The organism is Kitasatospora sp. NBC_00039 (genome assembly GCF_045160625.1).
Lineage (GTDB): Bacteria > Actinomycetota > Actinomycetes > Streptomycetales > Streptomycetaceae > Kitasatospora.
The window spans coordinates 7,377,012-7,394,683 of record NZ_CP108289.1; the positions used below are offsets into that span (position 1 = coordinate 7,377,012).

The 17,672-nt window shown below is 73.3% G+C and carries 3 protein-coding genes (1 of these 3 only partly in view); all 3 read right to left on the reverse strand.

Annotated features, from left to right (window positions below; translation table 11 throughout):
- Positions 1-15,740, reverse strand: partial view of an amino acid adenylation domain-containing protein gene (locus OG286_RS32850; RefSeq protein ID WP_405365969.1) — the 5' portion only. Its footprint begins 1,219 nt before the window's first position; the window shows 15,740 of its 16,959 coding nt (coding positions 1-15,740); it begins with the start codon at positions 15,738-15,740; its stop codon lies beyond the left edge, outside the window.
- 111 nt (positions 15,741-15,851) lie between these two features.
- A complete protein-coding gene (locus OG286_RS32855) occupies positions 15,852-16,667 on the reverse strand; it encodes an ABC transporter permease (RefSeq protein ID WP_396325273.1) in 816 nt (271 codons plus the stop codon).
- The gene (locus OG286_RS32860; protein ID WP_396325272.1) at positions 16,664-17,650 is read right to left on the reverse strand and encodes an ATP-binding cassette domain-containing protein; all 987 of its coding nucleotides are present in this window, start codon (positions 17,648-17,650) and stop codon (positions 16,664-16,666) included. Before OG286_RS32860 ends, OG286_RS32855 begins: the two co-directional genes overlap by 4 nt.
- Positions 17,651-17,672: the final 22 nt, after the last annotated feature.

Sequence of the window (17,672 nt, forward strand, 5' to 3'; positions counted from 1 at the left end):
CCTCCCGGCACCAGCAGCTGCGACAGCGAGCCGAGCAGGTCGGTCAGGTACGCGGCGTTGGGGAAGTACTGCGCGACCGAGTTGATGACCACGGTGTCGAAGAACTGCTCGGGCAGGCCCTCCAGTTCGTGCGCCGCGCTCACCCTGAGCTGCACCCGCTCGGCAAGGTCGGGCTCCGCCGCGACCTGCCGGCGCAGGACCCCGATGGCCTCGGTGGAGAAGTCGACGCCCCAGTAGGCCTCGACCTGCGGAGCGACCTTCGACAGCAGCAGACCGCTGCCGACGCCGATCTCCAGGACCCGACGCGGACGCAGACCGAGGATGCGTGAGACCGTGGCGTCCCGCCACTCGCGCATCTCGTCCAGTGGGATGTCGTCACCGGTGTAGCTGCTGGCCCAGCCGCTGAAGTCCTCGCCGAACTCCTCCGGCCGCTCCGCGCCGTACATCAGCTCGTACACCTGCTGCCACTGGTCGACCTGCTCGTCCGCGGTGCCGGACTCCTCCGGGGAGGAGTCCGTGCCGGGCACCACGTAGGCCACCAGCTGCGGATCGTCGGCGCGATCGGTGCGCACCACCACCACGGCCTCGTCCACTCCGGGGTGCCGGCGCAGTGTCTCCTCGATCTCACCGGTCTCGATCCGGTAGCCGCGGACCTTGACCTGGTCGTCGACCCGGCCGACGAACTCCTGGTTGCCGTCAGGGAGCCAGCGGACGAGGTCGCCGGTGCGGTACATCCGCTCGCCCGGCGCGCCGAACGGGTCGGCGACGAAACGCCCCGCGGTCAGCCCGCCCTGGTTGAGGTAGCCGCGGGCCAGCAGCCCGCCGGCGATGTACAGCTCGCCCGGCACACCCACCGGGGCGGGCTGCAGATGGGCGTCCAGCACGTACATGCGGGTGTTCCACGCGGGCGGGCCGAGGACGACCACGCCGGGACCGGGGTCCTCGCCGGGTGCGATGCGGTGGACGCTGCAGCCGACGGTGGTCTCGGTCGGGCCGTACTCGTTGTACACGGTGGCCTGCGGGTTCCGAGCGCGCCAGCCCGCCAGGGCGGCACCGGTCAGTGCCTCGCCGCCGGTCACCAGGTCCCCGGTGGGGGAGAACTCCGGCGGCAGCGCGTCGAGCAGCCGCAGGTGGGTGGGCGTCGCCTTGACGAAGGACAGCGGGTCGGCCGCCAGCGCCTCTTCCGTGCGCCGGTCCTCCTCCATCGGGGCCACGTGCAGGCGCCCACCGGAGATCAGGGGCCCGAACAGCGCGGTGACCGTGAGGTCGAAGGAGATCGGCGAGTGGAGCAGCGCCGTCCCGCCGGCGAGCGCGGGATAGACGTCCGCCGCCCAGGCCAGGTACTGCAGGACGGAGGCGTGGTTGACCAGCACGCCCTTGGGCCGCCCGGTGGATCCGGAGGTGTAGATGACGTAGGCGATGTTGCCCTGACGCAGTGCCAGTGTCCGCTCCTGGTCGGACAGGTCGTGGTCCGGCCGCTCGGCCAGCGCCGCCGCCGTCTCGGCCGCGTCCAGCCACAGGCGGGGCCGGGTGTCGTCCGCGGGCAGCTGGGCGGCGCCCTGGGCCGTGCAGAGCACGAGTGCGGGGTCCGCGTCGCCGAGCACGTAGCCGATCCGCTCCGCGGGGTGGCGCGGGTCGAGCGGCAGGTAGCCGGCGCCGGCCTTGAGCACCGCGAGCACCGCGAGCACCTGCTCGACGGAGGGGGGCAGCGCGATCGCCACCAGGCTCTCCGGCCCTACCCCGCGCTCGACCAGCAGCCGGGCGAGCCGGTTGGCCCGCGCGTTGAGGGTGACATAGTCCAGCGTGCCGTCCGGGCCGGTCAGCGCGGTGGCCTCCGGGGTCCGGGCGGCCTGCTCCTCGAAGCGGCTGACCAGGGTGCCGGCCGGGGCGGGGCGCGCGGTGTCGTTCCACTCGACGACCACGCGGCCGCGCTCCTCCTCGTCCATGATCGCGAGCGCGTCCAGGCGGAGGTCCGGATCATCGGCGGCGCTCGCCAGCAGCCGGATCAGCCGCTGGACGAACACCTCGACGGTCCGCGCGTCATAGAGGTCGGTGGCGAACTCCACGGAGCCGTTCATACCGGCCGGGAGACCGTCCGCGTCGTGCGTCTCGGTGAAGCCGAACATGAGGTCGAAACGGGCGACCTTCATGCCGACGAACTCCTCGCGGCTCTCCACCTCGGGCAGCGCCAGGACGGGCGTGGCGTCGTTCTGCAGACCGAAGGCGATCTGGAACAGCGGGTGGCGGGACGGGTCCCGCTCCGGCTTGATGGCGTCCACCAGCCGCTCGAACGGCATGTCCTGGTTGGAGTAGGCGTCCAGGTCCGTCCGGCGCACCCGGTCCAGCAGCTCCCGGAAGGTCGGGTTCCCCGAGGTGTCGTTGCGCAGCACCACGGTGTTGACGAAGAAACCGACCATGTCCTCGACGGTCTCGTCGGAGCGGCCCGCGACGGGGCTGCCCAGCGGCAGGTCGGTGCCCGCCCCGAGCCGGGTCAGCAGCGCCGAGAGACCGGCCTGGAGCACCATGAATACGGTGACCCCGCACTGGCGTGCCAGCTCCGACAGCCCGGTGTGAGTCGTGTCGTCCACGTGGAAGACGACGTCGTCGCCGTGGTAGCTGGGCACCGGGGGCCGCGGGCGGTCGGTCGGCAGCGTGAGCTGCTCCGGAACGCCGTCCAGGGCTTGGGTCCAGAACCGGAGCTGACGGGCGAACGGGCTGTCCGGGCCGGCGTGCTCGTCCAACAGTTCGTGCTGCCAGAGCGTGTAGTCGCCGTACTGGACCGGCAGCGGCTCCCAGGCCGGCTCCTGCCTGTGCAGCCGTGCCGCGTAGGCGGTGGTGATGTCCTGGCACAGCGGCCCCATCGACCAGCCGTCACCGGCGATGTGGTGGATCACGATAACCAGGACGTGCGTCGCGGCGTCCAGCCGCAGCAGCTCGACGCGCAGAGGCGGGTCGACCTCCAGGTCGAAGAGCCGACGGGCCGCCACGGTCATCGCGGCCTCGACCCCGTCCTCGGCCACGGTGGTGACCGGGAGGTCGATCCGGACCTGGTCGGGGTGAAGGATCCGCTGCCACGGCACTCCCGCCTCGTCGGGGAAGACCGTGCGCAGGGCCTCGTGCCGGGCCACCACGTCGGCCACCGCCGAGCGCAGCGCAGCGGTGTCCAGCGGACCGGAGAGCCGCATCGCGATCGGCATGTTGTACGTGGCGCTACTGCCCTCGTAGCGGTCGATGAACCAGAGGCGCCGCTGGGCGTGCGACAGCGGGAGGCGTTCCGGCCGCGGCATCGGGAGCAGCGGCGGGCGTCCCGCGGTCGCGCGGTCGAACCACTCGGCCACACCGGCGACGGTCGGGTTGTCGAACAGCGTCCGGACCGGCAGCTCCGCCCCGAAGGTGGTGCGGATGCGGCTGGCCAGTCGGCTGGCGAGCAGGGAGTGGCCGCCCAGCGCGAAGAAGTCGTCGTCGACTCCGACCGCGGGCAGGCCGAGCACGTCGCAGAACAGGGTGCACAGCACCTGCTCGGTCATGGTCCGGGCGGGCCGTCCGACGGTCGTCGGCGCCTGCGGCGCGGGCAGCGCGGCCCGGTCCAGTTTGCCGTTGGGCGTCATCGGCCAGGCCGTGAGGACCACGAAGGCCTGCGGAACCATGTAGTCGGGCAGGGCCGCGCCGGCCGTGGCGATGACCGCGTCCAGGTCGAGGTCCGGGCCGTCGGCGGCCAGCAGGTAGGCGACCAGACGAGGGTCGCCCGGCTGGTCCTCGCGGACCGTCACCAGCGCCTCGGCCACGCCCGTGGCCCGGGCCAGCACGGTCTCGATCTCCGCCGGTTCGATCCGGAAACCGCGGAGCTTGACCTGGTGGTCGGCCCGGCCGAGGAAGTCCAGCTCGCCGTCGGCACGCCAGCGCGCCAGGTCACCGGTGCGGTACATGCGGGCGCCGGGCGGACCGAAGGGGTCGGCCACGAACCGCTCGGCCGTCAGGCCGGCGCGCTTCCAGTAGCCGCGGGCCAGGGGCAGACCGCTGATGTAGACCTCGCCCGCGATGCCCACCGGCGAGGGGCGGAGCGCCGAGTCCAGCACCCGCACCTGCGTGTGCGGAATCGGGGTGCCGATGGTGGGGCGGCCGGTGTCGAGCGCGCCGCTGACGGTCGCGCAGACCGTGGTCTCGGTCGGCCCGTACGCGTTGATCATGGTGCGGCCCGGGGCCCAGCGATCGACGAGTTCGGCCGGGGTGGCCTCGCCCGCCACGACGAGCGCTTCGAGGCTCGGCAGTGCCTCGTCGCCGACCGCTCCGAGCGGAGTGGGCGGGATCGTGGCATGGGTGACCTCGTGCTCGGCGATCAGCTCGGCGAGCGCCGGGCCCGGCATCAGCCGGTGCGCGGGTGCCAGTACCAGCGTGGCGCCGGTCAGCAGCCCCATGCAGATCTCCCAGACCGACGCGTCGAAGCTGGGCGAGGCGAACTGCAGGACCCGCTTGCCCGGCCCCGCCCCGAGCCTGCTCGTGTGCAGGTCGGCCAGGGCGGCCAGCGCCGCGTGCGTGACGACGGCGCCCTTCGGACGGCCGGTCGAGCCGGAGGTGTAGATCATGTACGCGGCACCCGCGACGCCCGGGGTGCCGAGGCGATCGGCATCGCGCAGGTCGTCGTCCGGCTCGGCGGCGACTGCGGAGACGACGTCGGCGTCGTCGAGCCGCAGTTGCGGGAGGCCGATCACCCGGGCCACCGTGTCCGCGGTCGCGCTCGACGTGACGGCGAGCACCGGCTGCGCGTCGGAGAGCATGAACTCGATCCGGTCCTGCGGGTACTCCGGGTCGACCGGCAGGTAGGCGCCGCCGGCCTTCGCCACCGCGAGGACCGCGATGATCCACGACAGGGACCTGGGCAGGACCACCGCCACGAAACGCTCGGGCCCGACGCCGCTCGCGACCAGCCGGCGGGCGAGCCGGTTGGCGTGCCGGTTGAGCTCCTCGTAGCTGAGCGTCCGGTCCTCCCAGCGCACCGCCGGAGCCTGCGGCGTCGTGGCGACCATCCGCTCGAACAGCTCGGCGAGGTGGCCGGCCGTCACGGACGCGGTGCCGCCGGACGCGAAGCGGCGCAGCTCGTCGTGCTCGCCCTCGGCGAGCAGGTCGAGCCGGCCCACCGGACGTTCCGGCTGGGCGGCGAACGCCGCCACGGCCAGGGCCAGCCGCTCCAGCATCGCCCGTGCCGCCGCCTCGTCCAGCAGGTCGGGCTGGTAGGTGATGCGCAGTTCCATGCGGTCCCCGGGGAACGCGTGGAAGACGAACGGGTAGTGGCTGGCGTCGGTGCTCTCGGCGGCCGTCACCTCCAGGGCGGCCTCGCCGAGGTCGGGCAGGGCCTGCTGCAGCGGGAAGTTCTGGAAGGAGATGACGGTGTCGAACAGTTCGCGCTGGGACGCCGCCCGCTGGATGTCGGCCAGCCCGAGGTGGTGGTGGTCGAGCAGCGCCGACTGACGCTCCTGCAGCAGCTTCGCCGTCTCCAGCAGGGTCTGCTCGGGGCGGATCGCCGCCCGCACCGGGATGGTGTTGATGAACATGCCGAGCATGTCCTCGATCCCGGGCAGCTCGGCCGGGCGACCGGAGACAGTCGTGCCGAACACGACGTCCGTCCGCCCGGTGAGCCGGGCGATCAGCACCGCGAGCGCCGACTGCACCACCGTGTTGAGGGTGAGGCCGTACTGACGCGCGGTGGCGGTCAGCGCTGCGGTCGCATCCTCGGACAACTCGGTGGTCAGGCGCGACGGAACCACGACCTCGCGCGAGAGCTTGGCCGGCGCCAGCAGGGTGGGACCGTCCAGGTCGGCCAGCTCGTGCCTCCAGGCCAGTTCCGCGGCGTCCCGGTCCTGGCGGCCCAGCCACGCGAGGTAGTCCCGGTAGGTGTACGGGAGCCGGGGGGTGCGCTCGTCGCCGTGGTACATGTCGAACAGCTGGGCGAAGAGCATCGGCATCGACCAGCCGTCCACCAACATGTGGTGGTTGGTGAACAGCAGCTGGTGGTGATCGGCGCCGAGCCGTACGACGGTGAACCTGAGCAGCGGTGCGTTGCCGAGGTCGAAGCGGTGGCCCCGCTCCTGCTCGACGAGCCCGCGCAGCCGCTCGGCACGGTCCTCCGGTTCGAGCCCGGACAAGTCGACGTGCGTCCACGGAAGCTCCACGGATGCCACGACGACGGCGACGGTGTCCCGCAGCCCCTCCTGGCGGAACTCGGTCCGCAGGTTGGGATGCCGGACCACCAGTTCGTCCCAGGCGGCGCGCAGCCGAGCCACGTCCAGCGGCCCGCGCACGTCCAGGGTCAACAGCGAGGTGTAGAGGTCCAGCTCGCCCTCGCTCGCCAGGCTCTGGAACATCAGGCCCTGCTGCAGCGGGGCCAGCGGCAGGACGTCGACCAGCGCGGGCTGGGCGGCCTCGAGCAGCTCCACCTCACGCATGGACAGCGACACCAGCGGGAAGTCGGACGGGGTCCGGCCGCCGGCCGCCGGGTCCGCGGCGTGGGCGGTGAGCGCGTCGACCGACCGCAGCCAGGCCTGGGAGAGCTGCTCGATCTCCTGCTCGGAGACCAGTTCACCCGCCCACGTCCAGGTCGCGACCAGCACCGGGCCCTCGGGGCGGTCCTCGGTGACCAGCGTCAGGTCGACGGCGTGCTCCAGGGGCATCTGCGGGTCGGCCCCGCCGATCAGACCGGTCGTGCCGACCGGCGCCCAGTCCCGGCCGGTGCCCCCGCCGGAGAACCGGCCCAGGTAGTTGAAGCCCCATTCGGCGGACGGCAGTTTCGCCAGGGCCGGGGCGGTGCCCGGGTTGAGGTACCGCAGGAGGCCGAAGCCGGCCCCGTTGCCGGGCAGCGCGTTGATCTGCTCCTTGACCCGCTTGACCGCCTGGCCGACGGACGGACCGCCGAGGGAGACGTCGCCCCAGTCCAGCGGGCCGGGGTCGATCCGGAGCGGGTGCTGCTCGGTGAACCAGCCGACCGTCCGGGAGAGGTCGGCGCCGTCGACGAGGTCGTGCCGGCCGTGGCTCTCCACGTCCACCAGCGGGCCCTCCGCCGGCTGGCCCCGGTGGCGGCGCCAGTCGGCGACGGCCAGGGCGAAGCCGGCCAGCAGGATCTCGGTCACGCCGGTGGAGAAGGCCGCGGGCAGGGTGGTGAGCAGCGGCACGGTCTGCGCCGAGGGGACGGACACGGTGAGGGTACGAGCGGTCGCGGCCACGTCCCGCGCCGGCTCCAGCGCGCGGTCGGCCACGGCGGGGCCGCCGGCGCGCAGCAGGTCCATCCACAGCGGCAGCTCCCGCTCCCGCTCCGGAGTCCGGGCCAGCTCCTCCAGCTGCGTCGCCCAGGACCGCAGCGACGTTCCCACCGGGGGGAGCTGAGGCTCCTGTCCGGCTTCCTGCGCCTCCCAGGCGAGGCGCAGGTCCTCCAGAAGGATCCGCCAGGACACCCCGTCGACGGCCAGGTGGTGGATGCTCAGCAGCAGCCGCCCGGCGTGGGCGGGGCCCGCGTCGAACCACACCGCGTCGAGGACGGTCCCGGCCGCCGGATCCAGGCGTGCCTGGGACAGCGGGAGTTCGGTGCGGAGCGCGGCGTCGAAGGCCTCGTCGCGCGCCTCGTCCCGCGGCACCTCGACCGCGGTACGGGACAGGAGGGCGTCGGCGTGGACCAGGCCCCGTTCCCGGACGGCCAGCTTCCAGTCGCCGTCGCTCACGTCCAGCCGCAGGCGCAGTGCGTCGTGGTGATCCACCACCGTCTGCAGTACCCGGGCCAGCCGGTCCGCCGCCACGTCGGCCGGCAGCGCCAGCACGAAGGCCTGGTGGAAGCCGTCGACCGGACCGCCCAGCTCGTGCTGCGCGTGGACGATCGGGGTCAGCGGCACCTCGCCGACCGCGGCCGGGTCGCGGGTCGTCCCGCGGTCGGTGGCCGGCGTCGCCCCGGCGGCCAGTGCCGCCACGGTGCGACGCGTGAAGACGTCGCGGGGGCTGATCTCGAGTCCGGCGCGGCGGGCACGGCTGACCAGCTGGATGGAGATGATGCTGTCGCCGCCGAGCGCGAAGAAGTCGTCGTCGACCCCCACCGCGGGCAGGCCCAGCACCTCCTGGAACAGCTCGCACAGCGTGTGCTCGGCCGGGGTGCCCGCCGACCGCGAGGAGACCGCGGCCGTGAAGTCGGGTGCGGGCAGCGCGGCGACGTCGAGCTTGCCGTTCACGGTGAGCGGCAGTTCCGCGATCGGCACCACCGCGGCCGGGACCATGTACTCGGGCAGGGACCGGGCCAGGTGGGCCCGCAGCTCCACCGGATCCACCGGCCCGGCCGTTCCGACGGCGTAGGCCACCAGCCGGGTCACCGCGGGCGCGTCGGTCCGGGCCACCACCGCGGCCCGGGACACCGCGGGGTGCGCGGCCAACGCCTGCTCGATCTCGCCGAGTTCGATGCGGTAGCCGCGGATCTTCACCTGCTCGTCCGCACGGCCGAGGAACTCGAGCCGCCCCTGCTCGGACCAGCGCACGACGTCACCGGTGCGGTACATGCGCCCGCCCGAACCGAATGGGTCGGCGACGAACCGGTCGGCGGTCAGCGCCGGCCGGCCGGCGTAGCCGCGGGCCACCTGCGGCCCGGCGAGGTACAGCTCGCCGGGCGCGCCCGGCGCCACCGGCTGGAGCGCGCCGTTGAGCACGTACGCCCGCCCGTTGCGCAGCGGGCCGCCGATCACGGGCTGCTCCGAGCCGCTCAGCGGGTACGACAGGGCGTCGATCGTGTACTCGGTCGGGCCGTAGAAGTTGTGGCTCGCCGTCGTACGGGCGGCGCGCAGACGGGCCCAGAGATCCGGGCCGAGCGCCTCACCGCCGAGCATGAGCACCGCGGGGGCCGTGTCGGCATCGTCGAGGAGCCCGGCGTCCAGCAATTGCGCGCAGTAGGACGGGGTGACGTCGAGGAAGTCGACCCGCTGCGCCGTGACGTAGGACACCAGGGCCCGGGGATCGCGGCGCACGTCGTCGTCGATGACGTGGAGTTCATGGCCGGCGAGCATCCAGAGCACGCCGTCGAAGGACGTGTCGAACGACAGCGACGCGGTCATGGCGGCGCGGAAGCGCCGTCCGCCCGCGGCCGCCACGGCCGGCTCGAAGAGGTCGTGCCGGTGGGCCGTGAACAGGTTCATCAGGTTGCGGTGCTCGACCCCGACGCCCTTGGGCACACCGGTGGAGCCGGAGGTGTGGATGAGGTAGGCCAGGTTCTCCGGACGCGCCGCGGCACCCGGCTCCTCCGGGGTGCGGTCGTGCGCGGGGAGCGCGGCGAGCTCGGCGACGGTCGCCGCCTCGTCCACGAGCAGGAGGGACGCGCCGGACAGCGCCGGGGCGAGGCCGGCGGCCAGGTCGCGGGTGGTCACCACGACGGCCGGGGCGGTGTCGTCGATCGCGAAGCGGATCCGCTCGGCGGGGAGACCCGGGTCGATCGGCAGGTAGGCCCCGCCGGCCTTCAGGACCGCGAACATCGCGACGATCGTGTCGGTGCCGCGCGGCATCAGGAGACCGGCCGTCCGCTCCGGTCCGACCCCGCGGCCGGTCAGCAGGCGGGCGAGCCGGTTGGCCCGGGCGTTGAGCTCCGCGTACGTCAGCGTGCCGTCACCGCCGACCAGCGCCGTGAGGTCCGGGGTCCGTTCGGCGTGCTCCTCCAGCAGCCCGACGACGGTGCCCGCGGCCACCGGGGCGGCCGTGCCGCGTCCCCGGCCGAGGACCGAGGCCCGGGCGGCCGGGTCCAGCAGCCGGACCCGGCCGACCGGCTGCTCCAGGTCGTCGGCGAACTGCTCCAGGACGTGCACCAGGCCCGCCGCGACGGCCCGCACCTGCTCGGTCGCGAGCAGGTCGGTGCGGTGTCCCAGCCGCAGGCGCAGCGACTCGCCCATCATCACGGCGATGCTCAGCGGGTAGTGGGTGTCGTCCCGGCCGTCGATGCCCACGACCCGCAGGCCGCCGTCGGCGGTCTTCAGCGACTCCGGCTCGAACGGGTAGTTCTCGATCACCAGCAGGGTGTCGAACAGCTCGCCGACGCCGCCCAGGCGCTGCACCTCGGCCAGCGGAAGGTGCTGGTGGCCGGTCAGCTCCGCCTGCTCGCCCTGCAGGCGTGCGAGCAGCCCGTGGACGGGCTCTGCGCCGCTGAACCGGGCGCGGACCGGCAGGGTGTTGATGAACAGGCCCACCATCGACTCGATGCCGTCGACCTCGGCCGGGCGGCCGGCGACGGTGCCGCCGAAGAGCACGTCCTGAGTCCCGGTCAGGCCGCCGAGCAGGACCGCCCAGGCGCCCTGCACGAGGGTGCCGAGGGTGATCCCGTGCCGTCGGCCGGCGCGCTCCAGCGCGCCGGTGAGCGGGGTACCGAGCTCCACCGCGAGTTCGGCGATGCTGCCGCCGACGGGCTGGGCGTCGCGGGTGGCGAGCCGGGTCGGGCCCGGCAGGTCGGCCAGCGCTGCGCGCCAGGCCTTCTCGGCCGCGGCCCGGTCCTGGTCGCGCAGCCACTCGGCGTACGCGTGGTAGCCGACGGCCGGCGCCGGAGCGGCGGTGTCGGCGTCCGCGGCGTACCCGGCGAGGATCTCGCGCAGCAGCAGCGGGACCGACCAGCCGTCCAAGAGGAGGTGGTGGTGGCTGAAGACGAGGCTGTGCCGGTCCGTCGCGGTCCGCACCAGGATGAAGTGGAACAGCGGGGGCCGACGGGGGGTGAAGCGCGGCTGGTCGGCCATGATGCGGTCCAGCTCGGCGGCGAGGGCGTCCTCGCCCAGGCCGCTCAGGTCCAGCTCCTGCCACGGCACGGTGAACGCGCGGGGCACGAACTGGACCGGGGCGCCTGACCCGTCGTGCCAGAAGCCCGCCCGCAGCTGGGGGTGGCGGTGCAGCGAGGCCTCCACGGCCCGGCGCAGCCGCGCGGGGTCGACCGGACCCTCCAGCTCGAAGCGGAACTGCACGGTGTAGGCGTCCGGCTGCTGGGTGTCGTACTCGGCATGGAACAGCAGGCCCTGCTGCAGCGGGGCGAGCGGCAGCACGTCGGCCAGCGGGCCGGCCTCGGCCGCGAGGGCGTCGAGCCGGCTCTGGGTCAGCGCGGCCAGCGGGACGTCCGCGGCGGTGATGCCGCCGCTGTCGGGCCGGTCGGAATGTGCGGCGAAGCCCTCCAGGGCCTCACGCCAGCGCAGGGTCAGCGCGGCCACGGCCTCCTCGGTCAGCACGCCCTGCGGCCAGGACAGCACCGCGGTCAGCTCCGGCCCCTCGGCCCGCTCGTGCGCCAGCACGTTGACCTGCAGGGCGTGGCTGACCGGCATCGACGGGTCCTCGGCGCCGGTGAACCCCTCCAGGCCCGGCAGCGGGGTCCACGCCTGGGAGGTGTCGGCGGTGCCGAACCGTCCGAGGTAGTTGAAGAGGATCTGCGGGGCGCGGTCGTCCGCGTCGCCCAGCAGGGTCCGCGGCGGTGCCAGGTGGCGCAGGATGCCGTACCCGATACCGGAGTCCGGGATGGCCCGCAGCTCCTCCTTGACCTGCCGCAGCGCCAGCCCGGCGGCCGGACCGCCGACGGCGAGCTCGGCGAAGTCCAGCGAGCCGAGGTCGAAGCGGGCGGGGAACAGGGTGGTCAGCCAGCCCACGGTGCGGGTCAGGTCGACGTCGTCCTCGACGGCCTCCCGGCCGTGGCCTTCCAGGTCCAGCAGGACCGTCGGCTGCGATCCGCGGCCCAGGTCGTGCCGCCACTGCGCGACGGCGGCGGCGAAGCCAGCCAGCAGGACATCGCGGACGCCGGTGTGGAAGGCGGTCGGGACGGTGGCCAGGGTGGCGGTGGAGAGGTCGGCGGGCAGGGTGAGCGTCAGCCGGCTCTGCGTCCCCGCCAGGTCGATCGCGGCGTCCAGCGGGCGGTCGCCCAGCAGCGGATCGTCGGTGCGCAGGACCTCACGCCAGTAGGGCAGTTCGGCTTCCCGGGCGCCGGCGGCGGCCTGCGCGGTGAGCAGGCCGGCGAAGCGGCGCAGGGAGGTGCCGACCGGTGCGGTGCGCGGGTCGCGTCCCTCGCGCACGGCCTGCCAGGCCGCCGCGAGGTCGGGCAGCAGGATGCGCCAGGAGACGCCGTCGACCACCAGGTGGTGCAGGACGAGCACCATCCGGCCGGGCCGGTCCGGGCCGGCGTCGAACCACACGGCCTGCAGCATCACGCCGTCGAGGGGCGCCAGGCGGCGGACCGCGTCCTGCATCTCGCGCTCGGCCGGGTCGGCGTCCTCGCCGAGCACGACGTGCCGCAGGCAGTCGGCCGCCGACACCGCGCCGCGGGGCGCGACGGCCAGCCGCCACGCGTCGTCACCGGTCGCCAGCAGCCGCGCGCGCAGGGCGTCGTGGCCGTCGAGGAGCGCCTGGAGGGCTGCGGTCAGATCGTCGGCACCGGCCCCGGCCGGGGTGGTGAAGGTCATCGCCTGGTGGTACTGGTCGATCTGCCCGCCCCGCTCCTGGAGCCAGCGGATCACGGGGGTGGCGGGAAGTTCGCCGGTGTCGGGTTCGTGGTCGGCGGCCTGGGCCGGGCCATGGTCGGCCACCGCGGCCAGCGCCTCGACGGTGCGGCTCTGGAAGACGTCGCGGGTGGTGAACCGGAGGCCGGCGCGCCTGGCGGCGCCGACCAGCTGGATCGACAGGATGCTGTCGCCGCCCAGGGCGAAGAAGTCGTCGTCGATACCGACCCGCGGCAGGTTCAGCAACTCGGCGACGAGGTCGCACAGCAGCGACTCCCGGTCGGTGCGCGGCGCCCGTCCGGACACCCCGGCGCTCAGGTCCGGTGCGGGCAGCGCAGCCCGGTCGATCTTGCCGTTCACCGTCAGCGGCATCGCCGGGACGGACACGAAGGCGCTCGGCACCATGTAGTCCGGCAGGGCCGAGGCGGCGAGCCGGCGCAGCTCCGCAAGGTCGAACGGCTCGTCGGCGGCCGGCACCACGTAGGCCACCAGAGTGGTCTCGCCGGGCCCGTCCGAGCGGGCGAGGACGGTGGCCTGGGCCGTGCCCGGGAGGCTGCTGAGCACGGCCTCGATCTCGCCCAGTTCGATCCGGAAGCCGCGGATCTTCACCTGGTCGTCGGCGCGGCCGACGTATTCGAGCGAGCCGTCCGCCTGCCGCCGCGCGAGGTCGCCGGTGCGGTACATCCGCTGGCCGGCCGCTGCGAAGGGCGCGGCCACGAACCGGCTCGCCGTCAGCCCGGAGAGTCCCAGGTAGCCGCGGGCCAGACCCGCGCCGACCACGTAGAGCTCACCCACGACCCCCGCGGGCACCGGCTGGAGCGCCTGGTCCAGGACGAGCAGGCCCAGGTCGTTCAGCGGGCCGCCGATGAGGCTGCCGGAGGCGCGGGCGGAGAGGGTGCGGTCGAGCGCGAGGTGGCTGACGTGCACCGTGGTCTCGGTGATCCCGTACATGTTGACCAGGACGGGTGCGTCGTCGGCGCGGTGGTCGTACCAGGCCGCCAGCCGGCCCAGGTCCAGCGCTTCACCGCCGAAGACCACGTAGCGCAGGTCCAGCGGCCGGTCGGGACGCTCCCGATCGGCCTGGACGAGCTGGTGGAATGCCGACGGGGTCTGGTTCAGGACGGTCACGTGCTCCTCGGCCAGCAGCGCGAGGAAGTCCTCGGGGGAGCGCGACACGTCGAACGGCACCACCACGAGCCGGCCGCCGTGCAGGAGCGGACCCCAGATCTCCCAGACCGAGAAGTCGAAGGCGAAGGAGTGGAACATCGTCCACACGTCCGTCGGCCCGAAGTCGAAATGCTCGGCGGCGGCGGTGAACAGGCGCAGGACGTTGCGGTGGCTGACCACGACGCCCTTGGGGCGTCCGGTGGAGCCGGAGGTGTAGATGACGTACGCGGAGTTGTCCGGCGTGAGTCCGTCGATCACCGGGTCGGTGGACGGCTCCTCGGCCAGGGCGGCCAGGACCTCGGGCGCGTCCACGATCAGCCGTGGCACCGCGAACTGCTGGTCCGCGTCGGCCGGGCCGTCCGCGACACCGGCGGTCACCAGCAGCGCGGGGCGCGCGTCGCGCAGCATGAACGCCAACCGGTCGGCCGGCGCCGCGGGGTCCATCGGAACGTAGGCGGCGCCGGTCTTGAGGACGGCCAGGACCGCGACGACGAGGTCCAGCGAACGCGGCAGGGCCAGGGCGACGTAGCGCTCCGGGCCCGCGCCCCGGCGGATCAGGTGGTGGGCCAGCCGGTTGGCCCGGGCGTTCAGTTCGTCATAGGTCAGCGTGGTGCCGGCGTACGTCAGCGCCGGGGCGTCCGGTGTCCGTCGGGCCTGCTGCGAGAACAGACCGGTCAGGGTCGCGGTCGGCGCCGGAATCCGTGCGGCGGGGAAGACGCTGCTGCCGGCCGCCGGAGCGAGGGCCTGCTCGGCGGGGGTGAGGATCTCCAGCCGCCCGAGCGGAAGGTCGCCGTCGGCCGAGGCGAGCTGCTCGAAGACCAGGCCCAGGCGCCGCTGGTGCGCGGCGATCTCGTCCGCCCGGTACCGGTCGGCGTTGCCGTCGACGTCGATGCGCAGCTCGGTGCCCTCGGCCCGGGTGTACACCACGACCGAGAGGTCGTCGGTCGGACCGATCGACAGGTTGTGGACGGTGACGGGGTTCCCGTCGAAGGTCAGCTCGGTTCCGAAGGCCATGACGTTGACCTGGGGACCGACCAGGACGTTGTGCCGGCCGGTACCGCCGTGCTCGCGGCGCAGGTCCTCGTAGCGGTAGCGCTGGTGCCGCATGATCTCGCGCAGGCGTCCGGAAACGTGGCGGAGCGCCTCCTCGACCGTCATGCCGGAGCGCAGCGAGAGCCGCAGCGGCAGCACGTTGGACACCATGCCCGGCGTCTGCAGGGCGGTCCGGCCCAGCCGGGTCGTCACCGGAATGCCGAGCGTGACCTCGTCGGTTCCGGCGATGCGCTGCAGATAGACCGCCACCGCGGTGAACACGGCCACCGGCCAGGCCACCGCTGCCTCGCGGGCCGCGCCGCGCAGCCCTTCCAGCTCGGTCGCGCCCAGGGTCATGGTGCGCCGCACCTTGGTGCGCGGCAGCGCCGGAGGCTTGGTGGCGACCGACGCCGGCGTGGGCGCGTCCGCGAGCTCCAGAGCCCAGAACGCGCGGTCGGTCTCGAACTGCTCGGACGCCCGGTAGGCGGCGTCCGCCTCGATCAGCTCCGCGAGCGGCAGGAACGGCGCGGCGACCTCCTGGTCGGCGTTCGCCGCCGCGGTGTAGAGCTCGGCGACGCGCCGGGCGACCGCGGAGACCGTGAAACCGTCCGCCACCAGGTGGTGGTAGTGGTGGAACCACAGGAAGCGGTCCGGCTCCACGGCGAACAGCACACAGCCGAAGAGCGGGTCGGTGCCCGGGTCGAGGGGGGTGCCCAGCACCCGCCACATCTCCTGCTCGGCCGCGGCCCGCGGATCGGGCTCGTGGCAGAGGTCAACCACGGGAAGGGTCCAGCCGGCCGCCGGTTCCACGACCTGCCGGGGGCCGTCCGGTCCCTCCGTCACGCGCGCGCGGAGCGTCTGTGCCTCGTGCAGGGTCTGCCGGACCGCCTGCTCCAGTCGCGTGGCGTCGACCGGGCCGGCGATCTCCAGGTACTCACCACCTTGGTAGGCCGTGCTGAAGGGGTCGAGCTGCTGCGCATGCCAGATACCCAACTGTGCAGCTGTCAGCGGAAGTTCACGCCTCGAACGGTCGGCCACATCGTCGCTCGTGGTGCGCTTCGAGGTCTCGCTAGACACGGTACGTCCCCTTCTGCAATGAACAAGATGATGAGAGAGCCCGAACGGGAACCGGGCGAAGCGCCCAGCCCTGTGGCTGGGCGACGTCGCGTCCGGTTCCGGTGACGGCGCTTAGATCCGGCGCCCGTACGCGCGGATGGACAGCGGCACGAACAGGGCGAGCACCACTGCGCACGCCAGCACCGTCGCCAGCACGTGCGAGCCGGCTCCGGATGTCGGCCCGGTCAGCAGGCCCCGGATGGAGTCGGTCAGCAGCGATACGGGGTTGATCTTGGACCAGGCCTGGAGCCAGCCCGGCAGTGTGCCGGTGCCGACCAGGGTGTTACTGCCGAACGCCATGGGGAACAGCAGCATCATCGAGAGCATGTTGACCGACTCGGGCTTCTTCGACACCAGACCGATCGTCAGGGAGATCCAGGAGAAGGCGAACGACACCAGAAGGACCAGCAGGACGGCCGCGAGGACGGAGAGCGGGTCGGTGTGGGTCCGGAACCCGACGCAGAACCCGAAGACCAGGATGACGATCGTGGACGCCGCCTGCCGGGGCAGATCGCCCAGGATGTGCGCGGCCAGCGGCGCGGACCGGGTGATGGGCAGGCTGCGGAACCGGTCGAAGATGCCCTTCTCGATGTCGCTGTTGATCCCCTGCCCCACGTTGACCACCATGAAGGCCGCGTTCTGGGCGAGCATCCCCGGCAGCAGGAACTGGAGGTAGTCCGACTGGCTGCCGGAGACCGCGCCGCCGAACAGGACCATGAAGAGCACCATCATGATGATGGGCTGCAGGGCGCTGAACACCACGAGCTGCGGTGCGCTCCGGAGCTTGGTCAGGTTGCGGCCCGCGAGGATCATCGTGTGGCTCAGCAGGCCGCCACGGGTCGCGTTCGTCAGCGGTGCGGACTGAACGCTCGGATCGGTGACGCTCATCGACGATTCCCTTCGACAGCTCCGGCCGGCACGGCCTCGGGGGTGGCCTGGGACGCGCCGCGGCCGGTCAGGGCGAAGAAGACCTCGTCGAGCGTCGCCTGGCGCAGCGCCAGTTCGACGAACGGCACCTCGGCGTCCTCCAGTTGCTGGGCCAGCAGGCGCAGGGACTTCGCGTCGCCGGCCGGGGCGCCGATCAGGCCGGTGTCCTTGTCCACGGTGGCCTCCGCTCCGCTGATCCCCGTGAGGTAGTCGGCCACCTCGGCGCAGCGGGTCGGGTCCAGGACCCGGACCTCCAGCGTGAGTCCGCCGACCCGGGACTTCAGCTCGGTCGGGGTGCCGGTGGCGGCCACCCGCCCCTGGTTCAGGACCACCAGGTCGTTGGCCAGTTGGTCGGCCTCCTCCAGGTACTGCGTGGTGAGCAGGACCGTGACGCCGTCCTTGACGAGCTCGCGCACGAGCGTCCAGACCTCGCTGCGGCTGCGCGGGTCGAGGCCGGTGGTCGGCTCGTCGAGGAAGAGCACGCGGGGGCGGCCGACCAGACTCGCCGCAACGTCCAGCCGTCGCCGCATTCCGCCGGAGTAGGTCTTGGCCATGCGCCGGGCCGCCTCCTCCAGTTGGAACCGCTCGATCAGTTCCGTGGCGCGGCCGCGTGCCGCAGGGCGGGACAAGCCCAGCAGCCGTCCGATCAGCTCCAGGTTCTGCTGTCCGGTCAGCTCGTCGTCCACCGCCGCGTACTGGCCGGTGAGACCGATCGCCGCACGGACCCGGTCCGGCGCGGCCGTGACGTCGTGGCCGGCGACCCAGGCGCGCCCGTCATCCGGGCGTAGGAGGGTCGCGAGGATCCGTACTGTGGTCGTCTTGCCGGAGCCGTTCGGGCCCAGCAGCCCCAGGACGGTGCCGGCCCGGGCCGTGAAGTCGACCGCGGACAGCGCCGCGGTGCCGGCGTAGGACTTGGTCAGGCCTTCGACGCGGATGGTCTCCACGGCAGTGCCCCTTTCTCTTCGA